This window comes from Pedobacter sp. BMA, assembly GCF_001027745.1.
Classification (GTDB): domain Bacteria; phylum Bacteroidota; class Bacteroidia; order Sphingobacteriales; family Sphingobacteriaceae; genus Pedobacter.
In genome coordinates, this window is the sequence record NZ_LECU01000002.1 from 1 (window position 1) to 25,684 (window position 25,684).

25 protein-coding genes are annotated in these 25,684 nt (G+C 40.8%); 7 read left to right on the forward strand and 18 right to left on the reverse strand.

Translation table 11 applies throughout. From position 1 onward, the window contains the following. The coding region (locus tag AB669_RS02420) for an OmpA family protein (RefSeq protein ID WP_047797728.1) at positions 1 to 687 on the forward strand (687 nt) is incomplete at its 5' end. Between the two features lie 252 nt (positions 688 to 939). On the opposite strand, the gene mgtE is transcribed toward AB669_RS02420, so the two are convergent. The 3 genes from mgtE to AB669_RS02435 form a co-directional block, all read right to left on the reverse strand. Further along, positions 940 to 2,289, reverse strand: a complete 1,350-nt coding sequence (gene mgtE / locus AB669_RS02425; protein ID WP_047797729.1) for a magnesium transporter — start codon at positions 2,287 to 2,289, stop codon at positions 940 to 942. Positions 2,290 to 2,409: 120 nt separating this feature from the next. Then, positions 2,410 to 3,531 carry a magnesium/cobalt transporter CorA gene (gene corA / locus AB669_RS02430; protein ID WP_047797730.1) on the reverse strand — a complete coding sequence of 374 codons (1,122 nt, stop codon included), beginning with the start codon at positions 3,529 to 3,531 and terminating at the stop codon, positions 2,410 to 2,412. A 3-nt stretch (positions 3,532 to 3,534) separates the two neighbouring features. Next, a complete protein-coding gene (locus tag AB669_RS02435; RefSeq protein WP_047797731.1) occupies positions 3,535 to 4,146 on the reverse strand; it encodes a WbqC family protein in 612 nt (203 codons plus the stop codon). Positions 4,147 to 4,184: 38 nt separating this feature from the next. Here AB669_RS02435 and AB669_RS02440 point away from each other — a divergent pair, with 38 nt between their 5' ends. Beyond that, the gene (locus AB669_RS02440) at positions 4,185 to 5,057 is read left to right on the forward strand and encodes a lysophospholipid acyltransferase family protein (RefSeq protein WP_047797732.1); all 873 of its coding nucleotides are present in this window, start codon (positions 4,185 to 4,187) and stop codon (positions 5,055 to 5,057) included. A gap of 5 nt (positions 5,058 to 5,062) precedes the next feature. Next, positions 5,063 to 6,076, forward strand: coding sequence for a glycosyltransferase family 2 protein (locus AB669_RS02445; RefSeq protein WP_082120583.1), 1,014 nt, complete (start codon positions 5,063 to 5,065; stop codon positions 6,074 to 6,076). On the opposite strand, the gene AB669_RS02450 is transcribed toward AB669_RS02445, so the two are convergent. Together AB669_RS02450 and aroQ are read right to left on the reverse strand one after the other, a co-directional pair. Beyond that, entirely contained in the window at positions 6,069 to 6,788 is a 720-nt protein-coding gene (locus AB669_RS02450; protein WP_197082317.1) for a TlpA disulfide reductase family protein, read from the reverse strand. The genes AB669_RS02445 and AB669_RS02450 overlap by 8 nt on opposite strands. A gap of 4 nt (positions 6,789 to 6,792) precedes the next feature. Continuing rightward, on the reverse strand, positions 6,793 to 7,215 hold the full coding sequence (gene aroQ, locus AB669_RS02455; RefSeq protein WP_047797735.1) for a type II 3-dehydroquinate dehydratase: 423 nt from the start codon (positions 7,213 to 7,215) through the stop codon (positions 6,793 to 6,795). 60 nt (positions 7,216 to 7,275) lie between these two features. Here aroQ and xerD point away from each other — a divergent pair, with 60 nt between their 5' ends. Next, positions 7,276 to 8,175 (forward strand): site-specific tyrosine recombinase XerD, encoded by a 900-nt coding sequence (gene xerD, locus AB669_RS02460; RefSeq protein ID WP_047798039.1) that lies wholly within the window; start codon positions 7,276 to 7,278, stop codon positions 8,173 to 8,175. A gap of 64 nt (positions 8,176 to 8,239) precedes the next feature. Here xerD and AB669_RS02465 read toward each other — a convergent pair whose 3' ends face one another. From AB669_RS02465 to AB669_RS02480, 4 genes are all read right to left on the reverse strand, one after another. After that, entirely contained in the window at positions 8,240 to 8,419 is a 180-nt protein-coding gene (locus tag AB669_RS02465) for a hypothetical protein (RefSeq protein WP_010602585.1), read from the reverse strand. Between the two features lie 184 nt (positions 8,420 to 8,603). Beyond that, the gene (locus AB669_RS02470) at positions 8,604 to 9,188 is read right to left on the reverse strand and encodes a biliverdin-producing heme oxygenase (RefSeq protein WP_047797736.1); all 585 of its coding nucleotides are present in this window, start codon (positions 9,186 to 9,188) and stop codon (positions 8,604 to 8,606) included. Between the two features lie 85 nt (positions 9,189 to 9,273). Beyond that, positions 9,274 to 9,693: a response regulator gene (locus tag AB669_RS02475; protein WP_047797737.1), complete on the reverse strand. Its 420-nt coding sequence runs from the start codon at positions 9,691 to 9,693 to the stop codon at positions 9,274 to 9,276. A 5-nt stretch (positions 9,694 to 9,698) separates the two neighbouring features. Then, complete coding sequence (locus AB669_RS02480; protein ID WP_047797738.1) at positions 9,699 to 11,906, reverse strand: ATP-binding protein; 2,208 nt, start codon at positions 11,904 to 11,906, stop codon at positions 9,699 to 9,701. A 146-nt stretch (positions 11,907 to 12,052) separates the two neighbouring features. Between AB669_RS02480 and AB669_RS02485 the strand changes: the two genes are divergently transcribed. Further along, positions 12,053 to 12,421 carry a response regulator transcription factor gene (locus AB669_RS02485; RefSeq protein WP_082120584.1) on the forward strand — a complete coding sequence of 123 codons (369 nt, stop codon included), beginning with the start codon at positions 12,053 to 12,055 and terminating at the stop codon, positions 12,419 to 12,421. Between the two features lie 43 nt (positions 12,422 to 12,464). Here AB669_RS02485 and AB669_RS22010 read toward each other — a convergent pair whose 3' ends face one another. Continuing rightward, positions 12,465 to 12,617, reverse strand: a complete 153-nt coding sequence (locus tag AB669_RS22010; protein WP_156166631.1) for a hypothetical protein — start codon at positions 12,615 to 12,617, stop codon at positions 12,465 to 12,467. A 165-nt stretch (positions 12,618 to 12,782) separates the two neighbouring features. Here AB669_RS22010 and AB669_RS02490 point away from each other — a divergent pair, with 165 nt between their 5' ends. Continuing rightward, positions 12,783 to 13,901, forward strand: a complete 1,119-nt coding sequence (locus AB669_RS02490) for an alpha/beta hydrolase (RefSeq protein WP_047797740.1) — start codon at positions 12,783 to 12,785, stop codon at positions 13,899 to 13,901. A gap of 80 nt (positions 13,902 to 13,981) precedes the next feature. On the opposite strand, the gene rplT is transcribed toward AB669_RS02490, so the two are convergent. The 8 genes from rplT to AB669_RS02530 all read right to left on the reverse strand — a co-directional run bounded on the left by rplT (position 13,982) and on the right by AB669_RS02530 (position 22,319). Continuing rightward, positions 13,982 to 14,326, reverse strand: a complete 345-nt coding sequence (gene rplT / locus AB669_RS02495; RefSeq protein ID WP_010600881.1) for a 50S ribosomal protein L20 — start codon at positions 14,324 to 14,326, stop codon at positions 13,982 to 13,984. 72 nt (positions 14,327 to 14,398) lie between these two features. Continuing rightward, a complete protein-coding gene (gene rpmI, locus AB669_RS02500; protein WP_010600880.1) occupies positions 14,399 to 14,599 on the reverse strand; it encodes a 50S ribosomal protein L35 in 201 nt (66 codons plus the stop codon). A 29-nt stretch (positions 14,600 to 14,628) separates the two neighbouring features. Then, a complete protein-coding gene (gene infC, locus AB669_RS02505; protein WP_047797741.1) occupies positions 14,629 to 15,198 on the reverse strand; it encodes a translation initiation factor IF-3 in 570 nt (189 codons plus the stop codon). Positions 15,199 to 15,215: 17 nt separating this feature from the next. Then, positions 15,216 to 17,141, reverse strand: a complete 1,926-nt coding sequence (thrS, locus tag AB669_RS02510) for a threonine--tRNA ligase (protein WP_047797742.1) — start codon at positions 17,139 to 17,141, stop codon at positions 15,216 to 15,218. A 186-nt stretch (positions 17,142 to 17,327) separates the two neighbouring features. Further along, positions 17,328 to 18,242 (reverse strand): hypothetical protein, encoded by a 915-nt coding sequence (locus AB669_RS02515; RefSeq protein WP_047797743.1) that lies wholly within the window; start codon positions 18,240 to 18,242, stop codon positions 17,328 to 17,330. Positions 18,243 to 18,328: 86 nt separating this feature from the next. Beyond that, on the reverse strand, positions 18,329 to 19,066 hold the full coding sequence (locus tag AB669_RS02520; RefSeq protein WP_047797744.1) for a (Fe-S)-binding protein: 738 nt from the start codon (positions 19,064 to 19,066) through the stop codon (positions 18,329 to 18,331). A 29-nt stretch (positions 19,067 to 19,095) separates the two neighbouring features. Then, positions 19,096 to 20,403: an MFS transporter gene (locus tag AB669_RS02525; protein ID WP_047797745.1), complete on the reverse strand. Its 1,308-nt coding sequence runs from the start codon at positions 20,401 to 20,403 to the stop codon at positions 19,096 to 19,098. Positions 20,404 to 20,426: 23 nt separating this feature from the next. Next, on the reverse strand, positions 20,427 to 22,319 hold the full coding sequence (locus tag AB669_RS02530; protein WP_047797746.1) for an ATP-dependent DNA helicase RecQ: 1,893 nt from the start codon (positions 22,317 to 22,319) through the stop codon (positions 20,427 to 20,429). 74 nt (positions 22,320 to 22,393) lie between these two features. Between AB669_RS02530 and AB669_RS02535 the strand changes: the two genes are divergently transcribed. Beyond that, positions 22,394 to 25,621, forward strand: coding sequence for an amidohydrolase family protein (locus tag AB669_RS02535; RefSeq protein ID WP_047797747.1), 3,228 nt, complete (start codon positions 22,394 to 22,396; stop codon positions 25,619 to 25,621). Positions 25,622 to 25,684: the final 63 nt, after the last annotated feature.

Below are 25,684 nucleotides of genomic sequence, written 5' to 3' on the forward strand. Positions count from 1 at the left end.
GGTTATGACAGGTTCTCTTACGGACACGCAGGTTTAGAATTTGCTTTGGGAAGTAAAGAAAAACCACAATTACAAAACTACAGTTCATTAGCTGCTTTAAACAAATCAACAGCAGAAGAAAGTGCTGAATTAAGAAGAGCATTATCTACTGCTGAAGAAAATGCAGCCAGAGACAGAGCACAATATGCTAAAGATCTTGCTGATGATGATAACGATGGTGTAGCAAATAAATTTGACAAATGCCCTGGAACAGCATCAGGTACTGTTGTAGATGGTTCAGGATGTCCGTTAGCTGCTCCAACAACAAAAGTGATTAAAGAAACTACCGTAATTACTGAGGCAGATCGTAAAGTAGTTAGAGATGCCATTTCTAATTTAGAATTCGATTTAGGTAAATCAACTATCCGTTCTAAATCATTCTCAACTTTAAACAGAGTAGCCGGATTATTGGTAGAGAAAAACTTTAGCTTAAAATTAGCTGGTCACACAGATAACACTGGTGGCAGAGAATTAAACTTACGTTTATCTAAAGAAAGAGCTGAATCAGTAAAAGCTTATTTAGTATCTCAAGGTGCTAATGCATCAAGAATTGAAGCTACTGGTTACGGACCTGATCAACCAATTGCAACTAACAAAACTGCAGCTGGTCGTCAAGAAAACCGTCGTGTTGAGTTTACTTTATACTAGTCGTTAATTAAACGATAATGATAAATGCCCCGATGAAGTTCTGCTTCGTCGGGGCATTTTGTTTTACCGCCAGGCAGGTATGATTGATATGTGCGTAGATCGCCGTGATCAGCGGGAAATTGTCAATATAATATTCCGTCGAATGATGTCCCGCAGATTAATGAGATGCATGCAGACTTGTATTGGTTATCTGCGGAAATCAGAGTGATCAGCGGGAGGTTATATGCGCAATCTAAAAACGAAAGTAAAAAACTAAAGCAGTAATCTGCTGGCCAGTCCCAATATCAGTAAGAACCCAAAAACATCAGTAAATGTAGTGATGATGATGGATGAGGCGATAGCCGGATCGATACCCACCCGCTTTAAAATCAACGGGATCCCCGCTCCTGTTATACCTGCAATCAGCAAATTTCCCGTCATGGCTAAAAAGATCACCAAGCCAAGCAGTGGGTTCCCATCGAAAAACCAGGCGAAGCCAAAAACAATTAAGCCATTTGCTGCACCATTAATCAGCCCTACTGTAAACTCTTTTAAAACTGTTCGGTAAGCTTGTTTATCCGTTAAATCATATAGTGAAATACGCCTTACAGTTACTGCCAGGGCTTGTGTAGCCGCATTGCCGCCCATGCCAGCAATGATGGTCATGTAAGCCGCTAATGATGGGATTAGTTTTATTGTAGGGTCAAAATAGCGCACAACTGATGAGGCCAGAAATGCGGTGCCCAGGTTAATGATCAACCAGGGCAAGCGGGATTTCACTGCTTCAATCCAGTTACCGCTTAGTTCTTCATCTTCCGAAACCCCTGAAATTTTGAGGATATCTTCGGTACTTTCCGCTTCCATCACGTCGATAACATCATCGAAAGTTACCCTGCCGAGCAGCTTTTGGTTATCATCAATTACCGGAATACTGGTGAGGTTATATTGAGAAATCAGATTGGCAACTTCTTCCTGATCGGTAGATGGATGCACATATACGGCATCTATTTTAACCAGTTCAGTAATTTTGGCATTGTGTTTTGCCTTAATGATATCCTTAAGCGAAACTATTCCCTTGAAAACTTCTGCGTCATCAACAACATAAATAGTGTAAAACTCCTCCATTTCCTCACTTTGGCGGATAATCTCATCAATCGCATCCTTTTTAGTGAGGTTGATGTTTACGCAGATGAGCTCGGTGTTCATCAAACCACCTGCGGTTTTCTCGTCGTAGGTTAAAAGGTTCCTGATTTCTGTTGCATGTTCATCCTGCAGATCTTCTAAAATTTCATTCTGCTCATGGTCTTCGAGCTGGGAAATAATATCGGTTGCATCATCATAATCCAGTTCTTCGATTACTTCGGTACGCTTATCGGGATGAAGCTGAAACAGTAAATCTTCAGGGTGAGATTCCTCATCCATTTCAGAGATGATCTCTGATGCAGTTTCTGCAGGCAGCAAATTAATAATATGCTGTTGTTGTGACTTATCTAAACGCTCGAAGAGAATGGCGATTTCAGAGGCATGATACTCATCTAAAACCTCTTTTAAGATCTCATCACCAGCTAAGATGGCATTTTTAACTTTAAGTACGTCGCTTTTATCTATTTCGAATGATTGCATCTTTTTATATAACCAATTTTAGCCAGGGGTGCATGCTACACCGTATATATGATACAGCGCAAAACACCTTATTTACCTTTAATATAGCTAAAATTAGGCACAATAAATAGAAAAAGAGATTTATTTAAACCATCCCTTACGCCAGAAGTAAATTACCTGCACAACTGCGATTACACCCATCACAACCCAGGTCCAGAAATAACCATGGGGACTGTAGAGCTCCGGCATATTATCGGGCATGATTTTACCGGTTGCCGGGTCTTCACGACTAAAGTTCATCCCATAAATACCAGCAATAAATGTCAGTGGGATGAAGATGGAGGAAATGATCGTTAGTACCTTCATGATCTCATTCATCCGATTACTGGTAATAGAAAGGTTCATGTCGATATTCGCAGATGCAATCTCTTTAAGCGATTCAATAAAATCAATGATCTGGATGCAATGATCGTAGGCATCCTTCATATAGGTTTTCGTCAAATCAGAGATTAATGGGCTATCGGTTCTGATGATGTCATTGAGCTTATCACGTTCCGGCCAGGCCACTTTTCTGATTGTAATGAGCGAACGCTTGATCGCCTGGGTATCGTACATGATGCGCCTGTCCGGGTGATCGTATAAACGGTCTTCAATGGCGTCGAGTTCCTCTCCCCAGAAATTGAGAAGCGCGAAATAATTATCCACAATGACATCCATAATGGCATACATTAAATAACTGCTCCCACCGATACGGATATTTCCTTTGCCCAGTTCAAGCCGCTTTCTTACGGGCTCGAAGCAATCTTCATAGGTTTCCTGAAAAGTGATCAGGGTACGTTCTGAGAGAATAAATGAAATCTGATCGTTGGTTAAAACATCTTCGTTATTCAGATACAAATGCCGGCTAACCGCAAAAATGTACTTGTCGTTATCATATTCATCAAGCTTAGGCCGTTGGTAAGAACTTGTAATGTCTTCCAGAACCAGCCGGCTGATATCGAGTTTGGCATATAGTGTCTCGAAAATACTGGCGTCACCCAATCCCTTAATATCAAACCAATAGTAAAAGCTTTTGTCCTGTACCAGTTTATCTATATTATTGATGTTTTGCAACTCCTCTTTTTTATAGCTTTTGTCGCTATAGGTATGAAGGACTATTTTAGGTTTAAGCGCATCATCATCAATGGCATATAACCCCGGACTGGTTCCGGGTGCAGGAACGTTATAATGTTTGTGCCGATTACGTGGTTTGTTTTTACCCATAACTTATAAATATAACCGGGCTTGCGGGCCCTGATTAAATAACAAATCTACGATACTTAAGTTGGGTAAAAACTGATGTTTATCTTCAAAAACCTGATAATAGGGTTTGTTACAGGTTAGCTCGTCCGCTTTTTTAGGATTCATGGCCATTCTGAAATCAATTCCTTCCCCTATTTCAGTTTCGTAGGATGTAGTGGTATTGAGGCTAATGTTCAGTTTAAGTTTTTTATTCAACCATTCCAGAAGCTGAATGTTATAGTCGAACAGGTACTCAAACTTGTTTGTATAAAATACAGACAGCTCATCCTCATAATATTCAAAATAAGCGGAACTTCGATAGCAGGTTTCCAGACTTAACCAATGTAGACGCTGCCAGTTGAAATCATAGCTAATCTTCACGTCTTTCATCGTCGTATGCGTTTTGGCTCCTTTTACCAATGGAACGGTTAAATCCAGCTTTCCATTTGGAGAATATATACTTGCCCGGTTTCTATAAGTTTGCTTCACCAGGTGTTCATGCTTTTCGATCAGGAAATCCTGCCCGGCCTGTTGCAATAAACTGAAATAACCTACTGGAGGAAGATAAAATAAAGGAAGTATTGCTGTATTGTGCATTTGAAAATTTATGTTTGTAGCTGAAACGTTTAAAAATAATGATTAAAAGAGGATTTGCGCACCTGGGCGTATTTTTTTTATTTACGCTATCGCTGTTGCCATTGCCTATGCTCTTTTTCTTTGCAAGATTACTATATTATCTGCTTTATTACATAATTGGGTACAGAAAAAAAGTAGTCAGGGAGAATTTAACCAATTCTTTTCCTGAAAAGTCTTCGAATGAAATCATTGTTATAGAGAAGGAATTCTTCAGATTCCTTGCAGATCTCATTTTCGAAATCATCAAAATGTCTACCATTTCTGAAAAGGAAACCTTGAAACGGGTAAAGTTTACAGGGCTTGAGCTTTTGGAAGCACACTTCAAAGCCGGAAAAAGCGTATTGGCTTGTACGGGGCACTATGGGAATTGGGAGCTTGGCACACTTGCATTAGGGCTGAACATTTCTGCCAAAACCCTGGTGATTTATAAGCCATTGAGTAATGAAATATTTGGCCTTTGGTTTGATAAGATGCGCACCAGGTATGGTAATATATTCATCGCTATGCGACAAACATTGAGGGGGATGGCTACATATAAAAATGAACCCACATTGTTATGCTTCGCGAGTGATCAGGCTCCGGTAAAACACGAAACGAAGTATTTTGTCGATTTTCTTCATCAGCCTACTGCTGCACTTCTCGGCGTCGAAAAGATTGCGAAATCTACCGGGCGACCAATTTATTATTTCAAGGTTACAGTAGTTAAGCGAGGATATTATCACGTAGAAGTTTTACCCATGTGCCTTAATCCAATGGAAATGGATGAATATGAAATTACCCACCTGCACTTTAAATTTTTAGAAAATATAATTAATGAACATCCGCAATACTGGCTTTGGAGCCATAAACGCTGGAAGTTTAAACCCGAATAATGAGCATGAACCCATCTGTAGCTGTTGTCATTTTAAACTGGAACGGTAAGGCATTTCTAGAACAATTTTTACCAGGTATACTTTTAAGCGAATATGATAACCTGCAGGTTGTTGTGGGCGATAACGGATCTACCGATGATTCTGTTGCTTTTTTGGAACAAAACTTTCCTGCGGTTAAGGTGCTTAAAAATGATTCAAACTACGGTTTTGCCGGCGGATATAACCAGGTTTTAGCACGGGTTGAGGCTGATTATTTCGTTCTCCTGAACTCCGACGTGGAAGTAACGCCAAACTGGATTAAGCCGGTAATTGATCTAATGGAAAATGATCCGGCTATTGCTGCTGCGCAGCCTAAGATAAAGTCGCAGTTGAGCAAAAATTATTTTGAATATGCTGGTGCCGCAGGTGGCTATCTGGATATTTATGCTTATCCTTTTTGCCGTGGAAGGCTTTTTAATGTGTACGAGCAAGACAAAGGACAATATAACCAGCAATCGGAGGTTTTCTGGGCAAGTGGCGCAGCATTTTTCATCAAGAGTAAATGCTGGAAAGAAGCAGATGGCCTGGATGCCGATCTTTTTGCTCATATGGAGGAAATCGACCTTTGCTGGCGCTTAAAAAACATGGATTATAAGGTCGTGTATTGTCCTGATGCTGAAGTTTTTCACGTGGGTGGCGGTACACTACAAACCGAAAACCCATTCAAAACCTATCTTAATTTTAGAAACAGTCTCATCATTATGCAGAAAAACCTGCCTGCAGGCGATGCGGTGTTCAGAATCACCATCCGTATGTGGATTGATTTTGTGGCTTGGTGGCACTTTCTTTTGTCAGGTAAACCAAAATTTACCCTCGCTGTAAGCAAGGGCCACTGGCATTTTATAAAGTCTATTGCGAAAACAAACAGAAAACGTAAATCCTTTCAAAAGCCATATCAGTCGCATGCGGGTGTTTACGGCCACAGCATTGTTTGGTCATTCTTTATCAAAAAGATCAGGTATTTTTCGAAGCTTACTTAAGCGCCAGCGTCTCATCTATTGATTTTTTGAGCCAATACATGGTATTTGAGGCAAGTCCTGATGCCGAAAAATGAATCTTACCCGTACCATCGATGATTACGTGAGTGGGATAGTATTTCAGGTTGTATTTTGTGGTGATGGACCTGCCGTTGTCGATGATGTGATAATCAAATGGATTTGTTTTAATGAATTCTTTCAGATCATACTTTTCATCAAGTGCAACAGCCAGGAAAACGACATTTTCATTGCCCTTATATGCTGCGACGAGTTCGTTTAACTGCGGGATCTCCTGTTTGCAGGGTGGACATTTGATAAACCAGAAATTCAGCACCACAACTTTTCCATCTGCTTTGCGGAGGTCGCACTTGTTGCCGTTGATATCCGTAGCCTTAAATCCTGAAAACGCCTCCCCTTCTGTAAAACAATCGCTTGCTTTCGGTTTCGGTCGCCTGGCAAAATAGGCTTGTTGTTGGGCTTCAGAAAGCTCATAAAGCAAATATTCAGGCTTTCCACTATCCGTAAATGTCTGGCGGTTTTTTATCGCATACTTACCTGTTGATAACAACTTTCGCCACACGGAATAAGGATAAACGTTACCATCTTCAGCCCTGACAACGGATTGTTCATCCAGTTTATTTGTAGGATTGGTTTGGGCATTCACATTTGCCCAAAGTGTGGATAATAATAAAAAGAGAAGGGTTTTTTTGATCATAATATTATTTTTTAATGAGTAAGCTTTCCAGTGCCAGCCTATAGCCATTCATACCAAAGCCGGTTAGTACACCCTGGCAGTTTTTGCCTGTTAGCGAAACATGGCGATACTCTTCGCGAGCATAAATATTAGAGATGTGAACTTCAACTACTGGCGTTTTGATGGCTGCAATGGCATCGGCAAGTGCTACGGAAGTATGTGTATATCCACCAGCATTCAGTATGATACCATCATAGCTGAATCCAATTTCGTGAAGCTTATTAATTAATTCACCTTCTATATTGCTTTGAAAATATTCAATTTCAACATGTGCATAAATGGCTTTCAGTTCTCCGATATAATCCTCTATACTTGTATTTCCATAAATGGATGGTTCACGAACGCCTAGCAGATTTAAATTGGGGCCGTTTATAATTTGTATTTTCATGAATTTGCAACGCTAAAAATTGTAACGCTGCAATGTTATAAAAAAATCTTAAATAAAAACATGCTTTGGCAATCATATATTAAGGGATTTAGTGCTTATTTGAAGTTGGAGCGTTCGCTTTCAAAAAATTCAATACACGCTTACCTCACTGATGTGGATAAACTTACTCAGTATTTTGCGTCTGTTGGTTTATCGCCAGCTTTGAACGACATAACTCCATCTCACCTTAAGTCCTTTATCTCCTGGCTAAATGAGCTTGGTATGCTGGCCAGTACACAAGCAAGGGTAATATCGGGGTTAAAAGCATTTTTTACTTATCTATTAATTGAAGAGGAAATAGCGCTTGATCCGACTGCTTTGATTGAAGCACCTAAAATTACCCGTAAGCTCCCCGATACGTTGAACCTGATGGAGATCAATCAACTGATCGATGCCATAGATGCCTCGAGGCCGGAAGGCATGCGAAATAAAGCAATATTGGAAGTACTGTATGGCTGTGGCTTGCGTGTGAGCGAATTGACAGAGCTCAGGATTTCAAATCTCTACCGCCAGATTGAATTTATTAAGATTGTAGGAAAGGGAAACAAGGAACGCCTGGTGCCGATTGGCGGTGTCGCACTGAAGCTGCTCGACATTTACCTGCATCAGGTTCGGGTACACGCCAAAGTAAAAAAAGGAAGTGAAGACTATATATTCTTGAACCGTTTTGGTGCCAAGCTTTCCAGAATAACTGTGTTTACCATGATAAAAGGCCTGGCAAGCGCTGTAGGCCTTAAAAAAACCATCAGCCCTCATACCCTTCGGCATTCCTTTGCAACGCACCTGATTGAAGGAGGAGCTGACTTAAGGGCGGTACAGGAAATGCTCGGGCATTCCAGCATCACTACAACAGAAATCTATACTCATCTGGACCGGGATTACCTTCGGGAGGTCGTGACACAGTTTCATCCGCGATCGTAGCCGGCACAAATGCAAAAAGGGCTCTGGCATACCAGAACCCTTTTTGTTTCATACTCGCGAAATATTATTTTCCAGAGTTTTTCTTGTCAGTTACTTCTGCACGGATTTCTTGTGCTAAAACTTTAAGATCTTGCATTGCTTTACGCACACGAGTACCAGCAGCTGCATTGCCAGCATTATAAAATTTTTCTACATCTGCTTCGATAGCAGCAACAGCAGCTTTAACTTTTGAGAATTTTTCCATCGCTAATTGATGTTTTTAAAGGTTTAAAAAATTTATTTTTGTTCAATTATACATATTTACTCCGAATTAACAACAGAATGCAAATATTAATTTAAAATAAGTTTTGCACATTTTCACAAGTCAAAAATGCCGTGGAAATATAGCAGGACTATTTTTTTAAATTTTATGGCCAAATTTCTGTCTTTTAGTTCAGTTGTTTTGAGAGGTTGATCAGGTTGTTAAAGGTATGGTTTGCGCTGGCAATGCAGCGTTCATAGTCGGCTTCTGAAACCGTCTCGTTCAGGATGGATACAAAGGATTTCCATTTTGCACTTAACTCCTCGCCATAAACACCGTAATAATTTAATCCGCCCTCATCGTCTTTGAAGTTAGGATTTGCTAAAATATGCCTTTTAATCATGTTTCCGCCCAGTGTAGCCCCTTCCAGCACGTACAACGCACCCAGTACTTCAGCGTTATTTTTTTCCGGAATAAACAGATCGAAATTCAGGCCGGGCAGCGTAAGGCTATCAATGTTCCAGTAGGCTAAATCTTTTTCCAAAGCGGAGAGCTTCAACCTGCTTTTCATATCCAGTTCACTGGCCAGATCCGCATCAAGCATATTTGCCAGTTTGTTTTCCAGTTTCTGGTGAATAATGTAATTAATGGTTAGTAGTTTTTTATATTGTTCAACGCTCAATGAATTGTTTATAATTTCATTGACGTACATGAGTGATTCAAGTTCTTTGTGGCTTGCGGCCGTTTCGGTTCTCAATAAGTTGGCAATCATATTCGGAATTTTATGATATTAAAGGTTATAAAAAAGAAAAGATTCGAATGTAATGATTCGAATCTTAATATCAGTGTAAGTAATGTTAATTCAGTCGTAAGTGCTGGTTAAACCAGAAGTCGTGCACGGAGTGCAGGCATTTCACCAGATTTTCGTAACCATTAGGTTTGGCAAGATAAGCATTGGCGCCGAACTCAATAGAAGCTTTTACATCGTCCGGATTGTCTGATGTAGAGAATAATATTACGGGGATGCTTTTCAGGTATGGGATGTCTTTTATAAATTTAAGCAGGTCCAATCCTGATAAGCCTGGCAAATTCAGATCCAGTAAAATCAATTTTGGTTTTACCTTACTATCTACAAAGCTCTGTAGTTTGGTCAATGCCTCCTTACCATCTTCAACGATGGTTAAATTTAAAGTATCTTTTACCTCCTGAACCGCGCTCTGCATAAAAAATGCGTAATCGGTATCATCCTCCACGTAAAATATATCTGGCGTTTTCATTTTTATTAATTCTTAAAAGCTACGTAAAAAGTAGAACCCCCATTCAATTTGCTTTCAAACCACACCCGTCCTGAATGACGTTCAACAATACGTTTTACAATAGCCAGCCCTACACCGGTTCCTTCAATTTCCTTCACATTGTCCATGCGCTTAAAAAGCTCAAAGACCCTGTCATAGTAACGGTTATCAATTCCTATACCATTATCTTTAACAGCATAAACAATTTCTGAATTATTTTCTGTAGCTGTAATTTCGATTCTGGGTTTTTGTGCCGCTGATGAATATTTTACTGCATTGCTGATCAGATTCGTAAAAACCTGAGCAAGCATAGTCTTGTCGCCTTTAACGTCGGGCAGCTGCCCTAAAATAAGTTCGGCCTTGTCTGCTTTATAAGCCGTCAATACCTCGCTGGTAACCTCATTGATCAGGCTGGTCATATTAACCCTTTCAAAATTGATCTCCAAGCGGCCTACCCTTGCCAGGTTCAGGATTTCCTTGATCAGGAAGTTCATCTTATCTGCCCCTGTTAATATCCTGGCCAGCATTTTTTGACCATTTTCATCTATGCTTTTATTCTTAAGCATTAACTCTGCATAAGTTTTAATCGATGTAAGTGGCGTTCTTAAATCATGCGAAATGGTATAGCTGAAGGTGTCAAGCTCCTCATAAGCAGTTTGAAGCTTTTCATTAAGCAACCTGATTTCATTGGCTTTTTTGTTGATATGCGCAACAACAATTTCCCGTATCCGCAGTACTGAGGTAATTTCTTCCGGCAACCACTTTTCCGAAGTATTGTTAACTTGCTGAGACCAGATTTCGAAAGACTTTCGCGGGGATAATTGCAGCAATCCTTCAGAAGGAGCGGCGGCTTTGTCGGGATTCCCAGCCCAGTTTACCTTACTGATTTGTTCCGGTTTAAACCAGATTATGATTTCATCGGGGCTTTTGCTGATGGAACCGACTAAAATTCCCGATGCAACCTGTTTGTACATTTTAGCCGGATTAAATATTTCAGACAGGCGGTGCGTATAATAGATCGATTCGTCGCTATTGTTTTTCAGCCATTCGGCCAGTTCCCAGATGTCTTTGTCTTCAGGAGTATTTCCAATTGTTTTAAGTTTATTCTCGAAAATAATGGCTACCCCTGCGCCTTGTGTGGCATTCAGGATCGTGGTACTATGGCCGGTTAGGGCATCCACTAAATACTGGTCTCTTGAAAGGTGTTCAGCAAGTACAATAGCTGTGTCCTTAAACCCTTCCACAATTTCTGAATCCTCCTCCTCCTGCCTGAATTCCAGCGCAGAAGATAAAATTTCGCCGATAAGTTTAGATCCTTCCCTGGCTTTATAGTCAATAAACTTTGGACTATAGTTGTGACAGGCAATCAGCCCCCATAATTCTCCATTAGAAATTAATGAAATACTAAAACTCGAATGCACTCCCATATTTTTCAGGTATTGGATGTGTATCGGAGAAACTGCACGTAAGCTACTGTTGGTTAAATCTAAAGGTGTGTTTTCGCGAAAGGTCAGAATTGGGGCATCAATTGTATTTACATCTGCGATTAATCGTGTCAAATTCAGTTTATACAGCTCCCTGGCTTGTTTAGGGATATCTGAAGCGGGATAGTGCAATCCAAAAAAAGGCTCAAGATGTTTTTCTTTCTCCTCAGCAACAACTTCTCCATGACCATCTTCTAAAAACTTATAAATCATCACCCTGTCGTATTCAATAAGCCTTTTAACCTCTGCAGCTCCAGCTTTTAATAATGCTGGTACACTTTTCCCCTGCAGCATTGATGATGCGGAGCGGCCAATGGAGCTTTGAATGTCGTACTGTAGCGTAAGAGGCTCAAATTCAAGAAGCCAGTTTGTTGCAGATTGATTGATAATCAGGTAATATGCCTTATTGTTTATTTCCACAGGAAGCGGACTGATCGCGTCAAAACTTTTTCTGATCATGCCCAACTTAAGCAAATCTTCCAGATTGAAGTCTGGCTCCTGTTGTTTGATAAATCCCGTAAGCGATGCTACAGGCTGATCCAGTATATTTGAAACCGCGGTGCCTATGAAGGTTTCCGCATTCTCGCTTGCATAACTTATGCTATAGTTGGTTTTATCGATTGCAAGCAAAAAACCATGTGACTGCACTTTACCAGGAATGTGTATTGGTTCCTTATCGCAGTTGGTTAAATCAACGGAGAAATTATTCATAATAGGGTTAAGTATTGCAAAAGTATTAGATTTTTTGAATTTATAAATGCTAAGCTTTTATTAAGATACTCTAATTTGTTCTATACAGTATTATTGATCTGATTTTATTTTATCTTTGTTCGGATTTTTAAATGTTCCCATCGCACTTGGCAAAGAAAAATATACTCGTAGTAGAAGACAACCACGCAATTTTAGACGTTATCACCCTTATTTTGGAAAGTGAGGCCTTCAATGTAGCCGGTTTAAATAAAGGTGCAGATTTTATAGATCATGTTATCGCATTCAAGCCTGATGTAATCATTATGGATATTATGCTTCCAGATATCGACGGCAGGGTGCTTTTGAAGGAACTCAAGGCAACCGGCACCACCAAACATGTGCCGGTATTAATGATATCTGCACGTTACAATTCAACTAATTATGCATTAGATGGAATACTAGCTGATGACTTTATGGCTAAGCCTTTTAATATAGATGAGTTGATGGACAAGATTTATGCGCTAATTAAGAAGTAAGTTTTACTATTTAATAGAGTCTTCATGCCAATCAAATAGATGCTCAGGACTTTTTTTGCTTACTCGGGTCATCTTTTCTTACGTCAACTTTTTTTGCATCTTTTGCCGATGTTACCTTTTCATCCGCGCCTTTTGCTTTTTCTGTTTTTGCTGATGTAGCCTTGCTACTTTCTGCTGCTGTTTTTGAACCTTTCATATGGTAGTGTATTGGCAATGTTTTCAACTGGTGTAATTATTAATAGAACAACGTAAATACTCAAGATGTTTGCAGTTTCGGTAAATTCTGAAAAGTTGTAGGTATGGAAAAACTCTTAAGGATTTCATGGTGTTGTAAAACCAATACTTTGAAACAAAAATACCTATGAAAAACAATTTATTTAAATTCACTGCGGCCGTATGTACCGTAGCGATTTCCATGAGCGCTTGCTCAAGCGGCGATAAGTCGGCAAATCAAACGGATTCTATCATGGCCGATTCAGCAAAAACAGTTGGCTTAAAGCCTGCCGGGCCTGCTCCTGAATGGGGTAAAACCATTAAACCAGAAATGCAGGTTGTAATAGAAAAACTGGCCAGTTATGGTGATAAGCCAATAGAGACATTAACTGCAACCGAGGCCAGGAAAAATCATACTCCAACTGATGCCGTAATGGATTTGGCTAAAGAAAATAACGTGACTATGCCCGAGTCAAAAGTGGATACCATGGGTAAAGATATTGATGTGAGCGGAGCAAAAGTTCATCTGCGCATTTATACGCCAAAAGCAGGCAACGGGCCGTTTCCGGTAGTTGTGTATTACCATGGCGGAGGATTTGTAATTGCTAACCTTGACGTTTATAATGCTTCGGCACAGGGACTGGCGGAACAGGTAAATGCAGTTGTGGTTTCAGTAGCCTATCGTTTGGCTCCTGAAAATAAATTTCCAATAGCACATAACGACGCTTTTGCCAGCTACGAGTGGGTGGTAAAACACGCCGCTGAAATTAAAGGTGATCCGGCAAAAATTGCTGTAGTTGGTGAAAGTGCTGGTGGTAACCTGGCTGCGAACGTATCTATCGCTGCCAGAGATAAGAAAATCATGGTTCCGGTTCATGAAGTACTGGTTTACCCGATTGCACAAGCTGATATGAATACAGAATCGTACAAGATGTATGCAAGTGCCAAGCCCTTGAATAAACCAATGATGGGCTGGTTCACTAAACAGTACCTGAATACGATGATCGAGGCTCAGGATCCGAGAATGTCTTTAGTAAATGCAAACCTTAAAGGTCTTCCCCCTACCACAATCATTACGGCGGAGATTGATCCTTTGCATGATGATGGTGTAATGCTGGGAAACAAGCTTTCAGCAGCTGGTGTTAAAGTGAACAGCAGAAACTACGAAGGTGTTACCCATGAATTTTTTGGAATGGCATTATTGGTGCCAGAAGCCAAAGCGGCACAGGCCTACGCAGCAGAACAATTGAAAGAAGCTTTCAAATAACAGAAAGCGTTTAAAGTAAAAAAGGTCCCGGTATAAAACCGGGACCTTTTTTAATATCATTATCGCCTGGGCGAAAATTTCTATTTTACCGCATCAATCACTGCTTTGAAAGCTTCCGGGTGATTCATAGCTAAATCAGCTAATACTTTACGGTTTAAACCGATTTCTTTAGAAGCTAATTTACCAATTAACTGAGAGTAAGAAATACCGTGCTGACGAGCACCTGCATTAATACGTTGGATCCATAATCCGCGGAATTCTCTTTTCTTAACTTTACGGTCACGGTATGCATACTGCAAACCTTTTTCTACTGTGTTTTTAGCAACTGTAAAAACTTTACTTCTTGCTCCCCAATAACCTTTTGCAAGGTTAAGGACTTTTTTCCGTCTTCTTCTCGAAGCTACTGCGTTTACCGAACGTGGCATGTTGTTGTTGTTTTTTGGTAAGCGGCGTCCATTTAAGGATCTTTAATGCCTGATACCTGGTGAATTAATAAATTACTTTCCGATACAAAGCATACGTTTAACATTACCTGAATCTGCATCTGTTACAATTCCTGCATTTCCAAGAGCACGTTTACGTTTAGTACTCATCTTAGTTAAGATGTGACTTTTGTATGCTTTGTTTCTTTTGATTTTACCTGTTCCAGTAAGCGAGAAACGCTTTTTAGCACTGGAATTGGTTTTCATTTTTGGCATAACCTGTTTTTTAATTTATAAACCTATTTTTATTTTTTCACTACTTTAGGTGCAACTGTAAGGAACATTCGTTTACCTTCTAATTTAGGCAATAACTCTACTTTTCCTACATCTTCCAAAGCCTGGGCAAATTTCAATAATAAAATCTCACCTTGTTCTTTGTATACAATTGCTCTACCTTTAAAATGCACATAAGCACGAACTTTTTCACCGTTCTCTAAAAAGCTAATGGCATGTTTCAGTTTAAACTGGAAATCGTGGTCGTTGGTATTGGGACCGAAACGAATCTCCTTAATTACAGTTTGCTTTGCATTGGCTTTAATTTCCTTCTGCTTTTTCTTTTGCTCGTAAACAAACTTACTGTAATCTATAATCCTACAAACCGGCGGTACAGCATTTGGAGAAATTTCTACCAAATCCAGTTCCAGTTCATCAGCAAGTGCCAAAGCTTTTGCCAAAGGATAAATCCCCGGTTCAACATTATCGCCAGCCAAACGCACTTCAGGCGATTTAATGTACTGATTAATGTTATGTTCTGCTTCTTTTTTCTTAAAAGGCGGACGTGGTCCCCTGTTAAATCCTGGTCTTCCTAATGCCAAATTTGTATTATTTTAATTTAAACTGTTATTTCTGTTCTTAATAAATTGTTGAAGTCTTCCAACGTCATTTCACCTAAATCACCCTCGCCGTGTTTACGTACTGAAACTTTACCTTCAGCCATCTCCTTATCACCGATAATGAGCATGTAAGGGATCTTTTTAACTTCGGCATCCCGGATTTTACGTCCGATTTTCTCATCCCTAAAGTCAATCAGCCCGCGAATATCGGAATTATTTAGTTCATCTAAAACTTTTTTTGCATAATCTTCATATTTTTCTGAAATAGGAAGGATGATAAATTGCTCAGGGCTTAACCATAAAGGGAAGTTTCCGGCACAATGCTCAATCAACACCGCAATAAATCTCTCCAGTGAACCAAAAGGTGCACGGTGAATCATTACCGGTCTGTGCTTCTGGTTATCGCTGCCAGTATATTCCAGCTCGAAGCGTTCTGGTAAATTGTAATCTACCTGAATGGTTCCCAGCTGCCATTTTCTACCCAGTGCGTCTTTAACCATGAAGTCGAGCTTAGGGCCATAGAAGGCCGCTTCACCATATTCCACAACTGTATTTAAGCCTTTTTCAGCAGCAGCCTCAATAATGGCTGTTTCCGATAACCTCCAGTTCTCGTCAGAACCAATGTATTTTGATTTGTTCTCCGGATCTCTCAATGATACTTGTGCTGTATAATTATCGAAACCTAAAGATTTAAATACATATAATACAAGATCAATTACTTTTTTGAATTCTTCCTTTACCTGTTCAGGCATACAAAATAAGTGGGCATCATCCTGGGTAAAGCCACGTACACGGGTTAAGCCATGTAACTCCCCACTTTGCTCATAACGGTAAACGGTACCAAATTCAGCAAATCGAACCGGTAAATCTTTATAAGAGCGCGGTTTGGTTTTATAAATTTCACAGTGATGCGGGCAGTTCATCGGTTTTAAGAAGAACTCCTCTCCTTCTTGTGGTGTTTTAATTGGCTGAAACGAATCCTTGCCATATTTTTCCCAGTGACCGGAAGTTACATACAGGTTTTTATGGCCGATATGGGGTGTTACTACTTGCTCATAACCTGCTTTTGCCTGGGCCCTGGTTAAAAAGTTAACCAAACGCTCACGTAAGGCAGTACCTTTAGGCAGCCACAATGGCAAGCCCATACCCACTTTTTCTGAAAAGGCAAATAATTCAAGCTCTTTTCCCAATTTACGGTGATCACGCTTCTTGGCTTCCTCAATCATGGCAAGATATTCAGTGAGTTCACTCGCTTTCGGAAAAGTTACACCATAAATACGGGTTAACTGTTTTTTGGTTTCATCACCACGCCAGTAAGCGCCAGCTACGTTCATCAGTTTCACGGCTTTCACAAAACCAGTATTTGGAATGTGTGGTCCACGGCATAAATCTGTGAACGAGCCCTGAGTATAGAAAGTAATCTTTCCATCTTCCAAACCATCGATCAGATCCAGTTTGTACTCATCGCCTTTTTCAGTGAAATATTTAACTGCATCAGCTTTGCTTACACTTTCGCGGGTAAATGTTTCTTTCTGTTTAGCCAGTTCAATCATCTTGGTTTCGATGGCTTTGAAATCATCAGAAGAAAATTCCTTTTCCCCAAAATCTACATCGTAATAGAAACCGGTTTCAATTGCCGGACCGATACCGAATTTAGTACCCGGATAAAGCGCTTCCAAAGCCTCGGCCATTAAGTGGGCTGATGAATGCCAGAAAGTTGATTTTCCTGCGGCATCGTTCCATGTCAATAGTTTTACAGCAGCATCAGCTTCGATAGGGCGTGTTGAATCCCATACCTCTCCGTTTACTTCGGCAGCTAAAACATTACGGGCTAAACCCTCAGAAATGGATAATGCAATTTGATGGGCAGAAGTGCCCTTTTCGTACTGACGAACCGAGCCGTCAGGTAAAGTAATGTTAATCATCTACAACTATGATTTGTTCCTCGTTTTCATTAAAATCCGGAACGGTTTAAAAAATAATGTTAATTCTAAATCACATACAAGGTGATTTCTGATTGAGGCGAAGATAGCGAATTAAAATGGAAACGAAACAAAAAAGCCTGTCTGGTTTTATCCAAACAGGCCTGTATATTTATTTTGTTGTGATTATTAAAAAGGACCGCCACCAATGACTACTGCTCTGCCTCCACCGAAATTACCACCAGGACGGTTATTTCTAAAGCGTTTCATCATATTTTCCATCTTGATTTTGTATTCGTCAGCTGTAATTAATTTCGCTTTTTTAGGAGCGGTTACATCTTTACCGCTAACATTACGGTACTCAATACTGGTGGCAACAGATTTGTTTCCTCTGGCTTCAATGGCTAAAACAGCACCTTCAGTCCAGATATTTGGGTTTGGTGAAAAGTCAAAGCCTAAATCTTTAGTATACCAGATCTTAGTCTCTTCAACTACGTTTTTGTCCATATCCAGAATTTTAATGGCTCTTGTAGATTTAACGATAGCCTGGTGACAGGTAAAACCAAGTATTTGTTTCGTAGAATCAGTTTTGACTACTTCAATTGTCGGCTCTGCTGCAGGTTTCGCTTTTGCTGAGTCGTTCGGATTTCCGTTACCACCCATTCTCATTCCTGCCATTGGGTTAGCCAGGGAGAGTTTTAGCTTGTTGGGCATATAATAGGTGGTATCATTCAGATCGAAAACTTCAACCAGGCTTTTATCAGCAAATGTATAATAGTATTCACGGTTTCCGCCTGCACCACCAAAGCGCATCATCATACGACCCATTCCACCTCCGTTACCGCCACCACCATTACTGTCTTCCGTTTCTTCCACAGGCATGTAGCTTGCGTTGGTTGCGGTAAATAATAACTCGAAATTTGTTTTGCTTGATGAGGGCATTCTGGCTTTCATCTGATCAGGGATCTGCATTCCGCTTGCCGATGCCATTGCTGCCGGATCTATTGTGTTTTCAAATTGTATAGCTCCTGATGTTTTCTTTTGAGCGTTGGCCACCGACGCTATCGATAAAACGCCCAGTAAAGCGATGAATATTTTTTTCATTGTTTTATGTTTTGTTGTTGTTAGATATAAAACCCGGATGAAGGTTTAAACTGTAATTTATTATTTACCGTAACGATGATGCAGCCTTAGTATTCCGTACTTTCCAACCAGCCATTACATAAAACATCGGCTATGTGCATGGTCTTTATCGGCAGATTGTTTTTATCAATATAGCCCTGCAGGTGCAGCAGACAAGAAAGATCAGTAGAAATAATGTAATCAGCCTGCTGATCAAGTGCGTGATTCACTTTTTGCTCGGCCATTGCTGATGAAATGGCGTTGAATTTTACGGCAAATGTACCTCCAAATCCACAGCACATATCACTGTCTTTCAGCTCTAGCATTTCAAGTCCATGTACTTTCGACAACAGCTGACGGGGCTCATCTTTGATTTTGCATTCCCGGAGCGCGCTGCACGAATCGTGGTAAACGGCCTTGCCTTCCAGCTCTGCCCCAAAATAATCTTTTTTGGCTACGTTGATCAGGAAATCAGAAAGTTCCCAGATATTGGACTGCAAACTGCGGCATCTGTTGTGTACAATGGTATTGGTAAACAGGTCATTATATCCGCTCTTAATCATCCCTACGCAGGAGGCTGAAGGCGCAACAACGTAAGTATTTTCAGAAAAGTCGTTCAGAAATTTTGTTCCTACCTGTTTGGCTTCATCCCAATAACCAGCGTTGTAGGCGGGCTGTCCACAGCAGGTTTGTTTTGAATTGTATTCTACGTTACATCCCGATTTCTCTAATAATCTTATAGTATTAAATGCGGTTTCGGGATATAACTGGTCTACAAAACAGGGAACAAACAATTCTACTTTCATCTATAATAATTACAATTCGAGTTGCAAACTTACAATTTTAGTGATTCTTTAGCCTCGATTTTTTTCAAGAATAGCAAAAACACCAATCCAACGATAAAAAATGATGCCAATGCGATGATTGACTGACGCATGTTGTGTGTGATTCCCTCAATCATAGCGAAACTAAATAATCCGATCACAATGGCCAGCTTTTCTGTGGCATCATAGAAGCTGAAGAATGATGCCGTATCGTTGCTGTGTTCAGGGATGTGTTTCGAATATGTAGAACGCGATAACGATTGTATTCCTCCCATAATTAAACCAACTATTGCAGCTAAAGCATAAAATTGAGTTTCATTAACAATGGAATATCCGTAAATGCAACAGGCTATCCAAACCAGTACAACGATGATCAACACATTTGTATTGCCTATTTTTTTTGCCAGTAGCGACATGATCCAGGCACCTAAAATGGCCACCAGCTGGATAATTAAGATAACAGCAATCAAACTGCCCGATTCCAGTTTTAATACCTTCGCACCAAAACCCGCTGCCGCAAGCATAATGGTTTGTACGCCCATCGAATAGAAAAAGAACGCAAAAAGATAGGTTTTTAGGAACTTCATCTGTTTCAGCTGATTCCATACTTTTACAAATTCACTAAAACTGCTTTTGATAATCCCCTGATCTACATGCGAAGTTTGAGGTACATCTTTTGGTAATGCTTTAAATGGAATCTGGGCAAATACAAACCACCAGATTCCCACCAGCAGGAAAGAGATCTGAGCCGGCAATGACGGATCAGTTATTCCAAACAGATCGGGTTTCAATACAAAAACAAAACAGATCAGTTGTAGAATTACACTTCCGATATAACCATAGGAGAAGCCCTGGGCGCTCACCTTATCCTGATTTTCAGCTGTTGCGATGATTGGCAGATAAGCATTATTAAACATTACACCACCAACATAGCCCATTGCTGCCAACACAAAGCAGATGATTCCTGTTTCCAGGGTTTCGAGTTTAAAGAAAAACAAGCCCATACAAGCGAAAGAGCCCAGGTAGGTGAAAAGCTTCATGAAGAATTTCTTTCTGCCTTTCGCGTCGGCATAAGAAGAAAGTATTGGAAGCAAAATTACCATGATCAGGTAGGCAAAAGCAAGGGCATAATTAGATAATACCGTATTGATAAAGGTTTTCCCAAAAAAAGTTACCTCATCCCCATGTGCTTTGGTGGTGGTGATGGCAACATAGTATACCGGAAAAATAGTGGAGGTAATGACCAGATTATAGGCTGAATTGGCCCAGTCGAAGAAAGCCCATGATCGGATGGTTTTCTTATTGTTTTTTTCTATCATCGAGAGTTGAAACAGTTTATTGGCTAAAGATAATATTTCTTCCCGTCAGTTTTGATCTTACCTGCGTCTAATAATTCACGGATAGCTTCTATGCGGTCATTTTCAGTGCCGTTTTTAATACTGGTGACCAGGTCATCAAGGTTCAATGGTTGTTGTTGCAATAGCGATACGATCTCGAACTCCAGTTCATCATTGAGCTGCACTTGCTGCCCTGAGCGCTTTTCTGCCAGGCAAACATCGCAAACACCGCATTTAGGAGCACTGGGTTCATCGAAATAGCTCAGCAATTGAATACTCCTGCAAATGTAGGTTGTCGTGTATTTGGAAACGGCATCGATCTGTTTGAGCAGGATTTTTTTTCTGAGCTCCAGGTATTTTACATCTACGTCAAAATGATCCATATCTACCCTCGGCCTGATGTATTGCAATTGCGGCTGGTCTGTTTGCTGGAGGTAAGTAATCATTTCAATTTCCTGTAATTTATTCAGCACCGCAATAATATCTTTGTATGACAGGCCAATCCGCTTCGCCAGATCAGCTTCATTTATCTTTACAAATCCATCAAAGGCTCCACCGTACGACCGGAGAATGGTTTTGATCAGGTTGTCGTAGGCTTTATTTTCTATCTGGAAACGATATACATCTTCGTGGCCAACTATAAACATTAATCTGGATGGCAGAAAGACACTTTCGGATAAAGTAACATAACCATCGTGCTCCAGAAATTTCAGTGCAGAAATTGTTTTTAAAACGCTAATGTTAAATCTTTTGCAAAAGTCAGCGATGTCGAAGGTAAAGGTTAGCCCCTCACCTGCCCCAAAAGCCAGCTGAAAATAATTACCCAGGTAATGATAGGTTTTCCTGATTTCATCGGGCGCTGGAAAGCTGTTGATATACCTGGATTCAAGGCTGAGCACATCCGCTTGATTGGCCAGCAGTACGGCATAACTTCGTTTTTCGTCGCGTCCTGCCCTTCCGGCTTCCTGATAATACGCTTCCAGACTTTCAGGGAGGTCGAGGTGTACCACGAAACGCACGTCGGCCTTATCAATACCCATACCGAAAGCATTTGTTGCGACCATGATGCGGATTTTATTCATCTTCCAGTCTTCCTGTTTCTGAAAGCGAATATTCTTTTCCAAACCGGCATGATAAAAATCAGCCTTGATCTGGTTTCGGTTGATGAAATTTGATACTTCTGCAGTTTCCCTCCGGTTACGCACGTACACGAGTCCTGTGCCCTTTACATTTTTGCAAATCTCGATCAGCTTCTTATACTTATCTTCCTGATCAAAAACCACATAACTCAGGTTGTCTCTTGCAAAACTCTTTACAAATACCTGGGGCTCTTTCATTTCAAGTTTATCCACAATGTCCGCTCTTACATCAGCGGTTGCAGTTGCAGTTAGAGCCAGTACAGGAACATCGGGAACAATCTCTCTTAGTTTTGCAATCTGAAGATATGGTGGGCGAAAATCGTATCCCCACTGTGAGATACAATGTGCTTCATCTATCGCAATCAAATTTACATTCATATAGGAAATGCGCACGCGAACCAGGTCAGACAGTAGCCGCTCGGGCGAAAGGTAAAGGAATTTAATTTTTCCGTAGATGCAGTTATCCAGCAGGATATCGATTTCCCGTTTACCCATACCAGCGTATATCGCAATGGCTTCAATTCCTTTCGATTGAAGGTTCTCCACCTGGTCTTTCATTAACGCGATTAGTGGAGAAACCACGATACATATTCCTTCTTTAAGTAAAGCAGGTACCTGAAAGCAAATTGATTTTCCCCCACCTGTAGGTAAAAGGGCCAGGCTGTCTTTTCCTTCCAGCACAGCGCTGATGATGTCTTCCTGTAACGGACGGAAAGCCTGATGTCCCCAATACTTTTGTAAAATCTCTATTGCTGTCATAAATCGGAAGATTCAAAACTATAAAAAAGCTTGTGATATTGCTAAATTGCGCTCCTATATAATCCATATTTTAAATGAAATCACTCTACCTGCTATCTGCGCTCTCACTTTTCTTTATTACCTCAAACGCACAGGAAAAAAAATGGGACGTTGAAAAATTCCAGGGAACAACCAAAAACTTCACCTTAAACACTGATGAGGGTACGTGGATGAATCTCGATGTAAGCCCGGACGGTCAGGAAATTGTATTTGATCTGCTGGGCGATATTTATAAAATGCCGGTTACCGGCGGGGTTGCCAGTTTGATTAGCGGAGGGATAGCCTGGGATGTGCAACCGCGTTTTAGCCCGAATGGGAAATATATCTCCTACACCAGCGACAAAAGCGGGGGCGACAATATCTGGATCATGAACCGTGACGGAGGTGACAAAAAACAGATTACCAAAGAAACCTTCAGGTTGTTAAACAATGCAACATGGATGCCGAATAGTGAGTACATTATCGCCCGTAAACATTTTACAGCAGGCCGTTCGTTAGGCGCGGGTGAAATGTGGATGTACAGTATTAATGGTGGCGAAGGTATTCAGTTAACGAAACGCAAAAATGATCAGCAGGATGCCGGAGAGCCTAATGTGTCTCCCGATGGAAAGTATGTTTACTTCAGCGAAGATGTGAGTCCGGGTCCGAATTTTGAGTATAGCAAGGATCCTAACGGAACAATTTATGCAATTCGCCAGCTGGATTTAACAACGGGAAAGCTCACCACCCTGATTAATGAACAGGGCGGAGCATGCCGTCCGCAGGTTTCGCCTGATGGTAACCTGATCGCTTTTGTTAAACGGGTCCGTTTAAAATCTACACTTTATGTGCAGAACTTAAAAACAGGCGAAGAGTGGCCGGTAAATGAGGATCTTTCACACGATCAGCAGGAAACCTGGGCGATATTCGGCGTGTATCCAAATTTTGCATGGACACCTGATAGCAAGAGTGTTGTATTTTATGCAAAAGGTAAAATCAGAAAAACAGAAATCTCCACACTAATTAATTCTACCATTCCCTTTCAGGCCAATACCATTCAAACTGTTCAGCAAGCTTTGCATTTCGAACAACAGGTTTTTAATGCAGACTTTACCTCAAAAATGCTGAGGCAACTGACAACTTCCCCTGATGGTAAAGTGATTGTGTTTAATGCAGCGGGTTATTTGTATAAGCAGGAATTGCCGAATGGAACGCCAGAACGGTTAACAAATGGAATTGATTTTGAATTCGAACCCGCATTTAGTCCGGATGGAAAATATATCATTTATACCACGTGGAGTGATGAACTTCGCGGAGCCATTAAACGTTCGGATATTAAATCAGGTAAAACCATTACGCTGAGTGATGAAAAAGGTTTTTATTATTCACCGCAGTATTCTACAAAAGGAGATAAAATTGTTTTTAGAAAAGGCAGTGGAAATGATGTACTGGGTTACAACTATGGTCGGGGAACAGGTATTTTTACCATGTCGGCGAATGGTGGAGCTAAAACCCTCGTTTCAGATAACGGAATAAAGCCCTCGTTTAATAATACTGATACACGCATTTACTTTCAGAGTTATGCTGACGGAAAAAAAGCATTGAAAAGTATTGACTTAAACGGCGCGAACGAAATAACGCATTTCACTTCTCAGTATGCGAACCAGTTTGTGGTGAGTCCAGATAACAAATGGCTCGCTTTTAACGAGCTTTTCAACGTTTATATCACACCGATGATTAACATTGGTACAGCGCAGGATGCTTCGGCAAGTAACAAATCAATACCAGTTACAAAAGTGACTACCAATGGTGGTACCTACATACAGTGGAGTGCCGACAGTAAAAACCTGCACTGGACTTTAGGCCCTAAGTATTTTACGATTGATGTAAACAGTGCTTTTAATTTCGATGGCAGTACGCCAAAAACGGCAGCCAGTTCTCTCGATATTAACCTCAGTTTAAAAAGCGACGTGCCTACTGGAATTGTCGCATTAAAAGGTGCCCGAATTATTTCGATGAAAGGCGATGAGGTAATTGAAAACGGTACTATTTTAACGGATGGAAACAAAATTACTGCCATTGGGAAAACAGAATCTGTGACTATTCCTGCCAATGCAAAAGTGATTGATGTAAACGGTAAAACGATCATGCCGGGCATTGTAGATGTACATGCGCATCTGCGCACCAGTCCGGATGGTATTACACCACAAAGCGACTGGAGTTACATGGCTAACCTGGCATTTGGTGTTACAACATCTCACGACCCTTCGAGCAATACGGAGATGGTATTTAGTCAGAGTGAAATGTTAAAGGCGGGTCGCATGATTGGTCCCCGCGTATATTCAACTGGTTCAATTTTATATGGTGCAGATGGCGATTTCAAGGTTGTGATTAACAGTTTAGATGATGCACTGGCCAACCTTAAGCGCCTGCAGGCTGTGGGTGCTTTTTCCGTGAAATCATACAATCAACCACGGCGGGAACAGCGCCAGCAAATCCTGGAAGCGGCCAGGCAACTTAAAATGGAAGTGGTTCCGGAAGGTGGATCTACGTTTTTTCATAACATGAATATGATTGTCGACGGACATACCGGCATCGAGCACAGCATCCCGGTGTTACCGGTTTACAAAGATGTAACCAGCCTTTGGAACAGCACTTCTGTTGGCTACACGCCTACCTTAATAGTGGCTTATGGTGGTCAATGGGGCGAAAACTACTGGTATGATAGAACTAATGTATGGGAAAACGAAAAGCTGATGACCTTCACACCACGTTCGATTATTGATTCGAGGGCAAGAAGGAGAACGACTTCAGAATATAGTGATTATAATCATATCGACATTGCTAAGGCAACGAAACAAATCGCTGATGGCGGCACGAAGGTCAATCTTGGGGCTCATGGTCAGATTCAGGGCCTTGGGGCACACTGGGAATTGTGGATGTTCGTGCAGGGCGGATTTTCTCCCCTTCAAGCCATCAGAAATGCCACACTAAATGGCGCACATTACCTGGGTATGGACAAAGAAATAGGATCTTTAGAAGTTGGCAAGCTCGCTGACCTGGTGATTATGGATGCCAATCCTTTAGATGATATCCGCAACTCAGAGAAAATCAAATCTGTGATGATTAACGGCCGCTTGTACGATAGTGCTACCTTAAATGAAATTGGTACCCGCGAAAAACTACGTGGCAGGTTATGGTTTGAAAATGCGAAAGGGAACGGTTACATCGTACCTACCGGTGAATCAGAAACCTGGACGTTTACCGTGCCACACTGCGATTAATACCCTTAAATGATGAAGCCGGAGTGTTACAGATTTTTTTAACCTGTAATGCTCCGGCCTTTT

What these genes read in the sequence shown, in the direction of transcription:
- AB669_RS02440 (WP_047797732.1), top strand. Translation starts at nt 4,185, where the DNA reads ATGATTAAAAGAGGATTTGCGCACCTGGGCGTATTTTTTTTATTTACG.
- AB669_RS02490 (WP_047797740.1), top strand. Translation starts at nt 12,783, where the DNA reads ATGAAAAACAATTTATTTAAATTCACTGCGGCCGTATGTACCGTAGCG.
- AB669_RS02435 (WP_047797731.1), bottom strand. Translation starts at nt 4,146, where the DNA reads ATGCACAATACAGCAATACTTCCTTTATTTTATCTTCCTCCAGTAGGT.
- AB669_RS22010 (WP_156166631.1), bottom strand. Translation starts at nt 12,617, where the DNA reads ATGAAAGGTTCAAAAACAGCAGCAGAAAGTAGCAAGGCTACATCAGCA.
- AB669_RS02445 (WP_082120583.1), top strand. Translation starts at nt 5,063, where the DNA reads ATGAACCCATCTGTAGCTGTTGTCATTTTAAACTGGAACGGTAAGGCA.
- AB669_RS02480 (WP_047797738.1), bottom strand. Translation starts at nt 11,906, where the DNA reads ATGAATAATTTCTCCGTTGATTTAACCAACTGCGATAAGGAACCAATA.
- mgtE (WP_047797729.1), bottom strand. Translation starts at nt 2,289, where the DNA reads ATGCAATCATTCGAAATAGATAAAAGCGACGTACTTAAAGTTAAAAAT.
- rpmI (WP_010600880.1), bottom strand. Translation starts at nt 14,599, where the DNA reads ATGCCAAAAATGAAAACCAATTCCAGTGCTAAAAAGCGTTTCTCGCTT.
- aroQ (WP_047797735.1), bottom strand. Translation starts at nt 7,215, where the DNA reads ATGAAAATACAAATTATAAACGGCCCCAATTTAAATCTGCTAGGCGTT.
- AB669_RS02520 (WP_047797744.1), bottom strand. Translation starts at nt 19,066, where the DNA reads ATGAAAGTAGAATTGTTTGTTCCCTGTTTTGTAGACCAGTTATATCCC.
- thrS (WP_047797742.1), bottom strand. Translation starts at nt 17,141, where the DNA reads ATGATTAACATTACTTTACCTGACGGCTCGGTTCGTCAGTACGAAAAG.
- AB669_RS02475 (WP_047797737.1), bottom strand. Translation starts at nt 9,693, where the DNA reads ATGAAAACGCCAGATATATTTTACGTGGAGGATGATACCGATTACGCA.
- AB669_RS02525 (WP_047797745.1), bottom strand. Translation starts at nt 20,403, where the DNA reads ATGATAGAAAAAAACAATAAGAAAACCATCCGATCATGGGCTTTCTTC.
- AB669_RS02515 (WP_047797743.1), bottom strand. Translation starts at nt 18,242, where the DNA reads ATGAAAAAAATATTCATCGCTTTACTGGGCGTTTTATCGATAGCGTCG.
- AB669_RS02470 (WP_047797736.1), bottom strand. Translation starts at nt 9,188, where the DNA reads ATGATTGCCAACTTATTGAGAACCGAAACGGCCGCAAGCCACAAAGAA.
- AB669_RS02535 (WP_047797747.1), top strand. Translation starts at nt 22,394, where the DNA reads ATGAAATCACTCTACCTGCTATCTGCGCTCTCACTTTTCTTTATTACC.
- AB669_RS02530 (WP_047797746.1), bottom strand. Translation starts at nt 22,319, where the DNA reads ATGACAGCAATAGAGATTTTACAAAAGTATTGGGGACATCAGGCTTTC.
- xerD (WP_047798039.1), top strand. Translation starts at nt 7,276, where the DNA reads ATGCTTTGGCAATCATATATTAAGGGATTTAGTGCTTATTTGAAGTTG.
- corA (WP_047797730.1), bottom strand. Translation starts at nt 3,531, where the DNA reads ATGGGTAAAAACAAACCACGTAATCGGCACAAACATTATAACGTTCCT.
- rplT (WP_010600881.1), bottom strand. Translation starts at nt 14,326, where the DNA reads ATGCCACGTTCGGTAAACGCAGTAGCTTCGAGAAGAAGACGGAAAAAA.
- AB669_RS02465 (WP_010602585.1), bottom strand. Translation starts at nt 8,419, where the DNA reads ATGGAAAAATTCTCAAAAGTTAAAGCTGCTGTTGCTGCTATCGAAGCA.
- AB669_RS02450 (WP_197082317.1), bottom strand. Translation starts at nt 6,788, where the DNA reads ATGATCAAAAAAACCCTTCTCTTTTTATTATTATCCACACTTTGGGCA.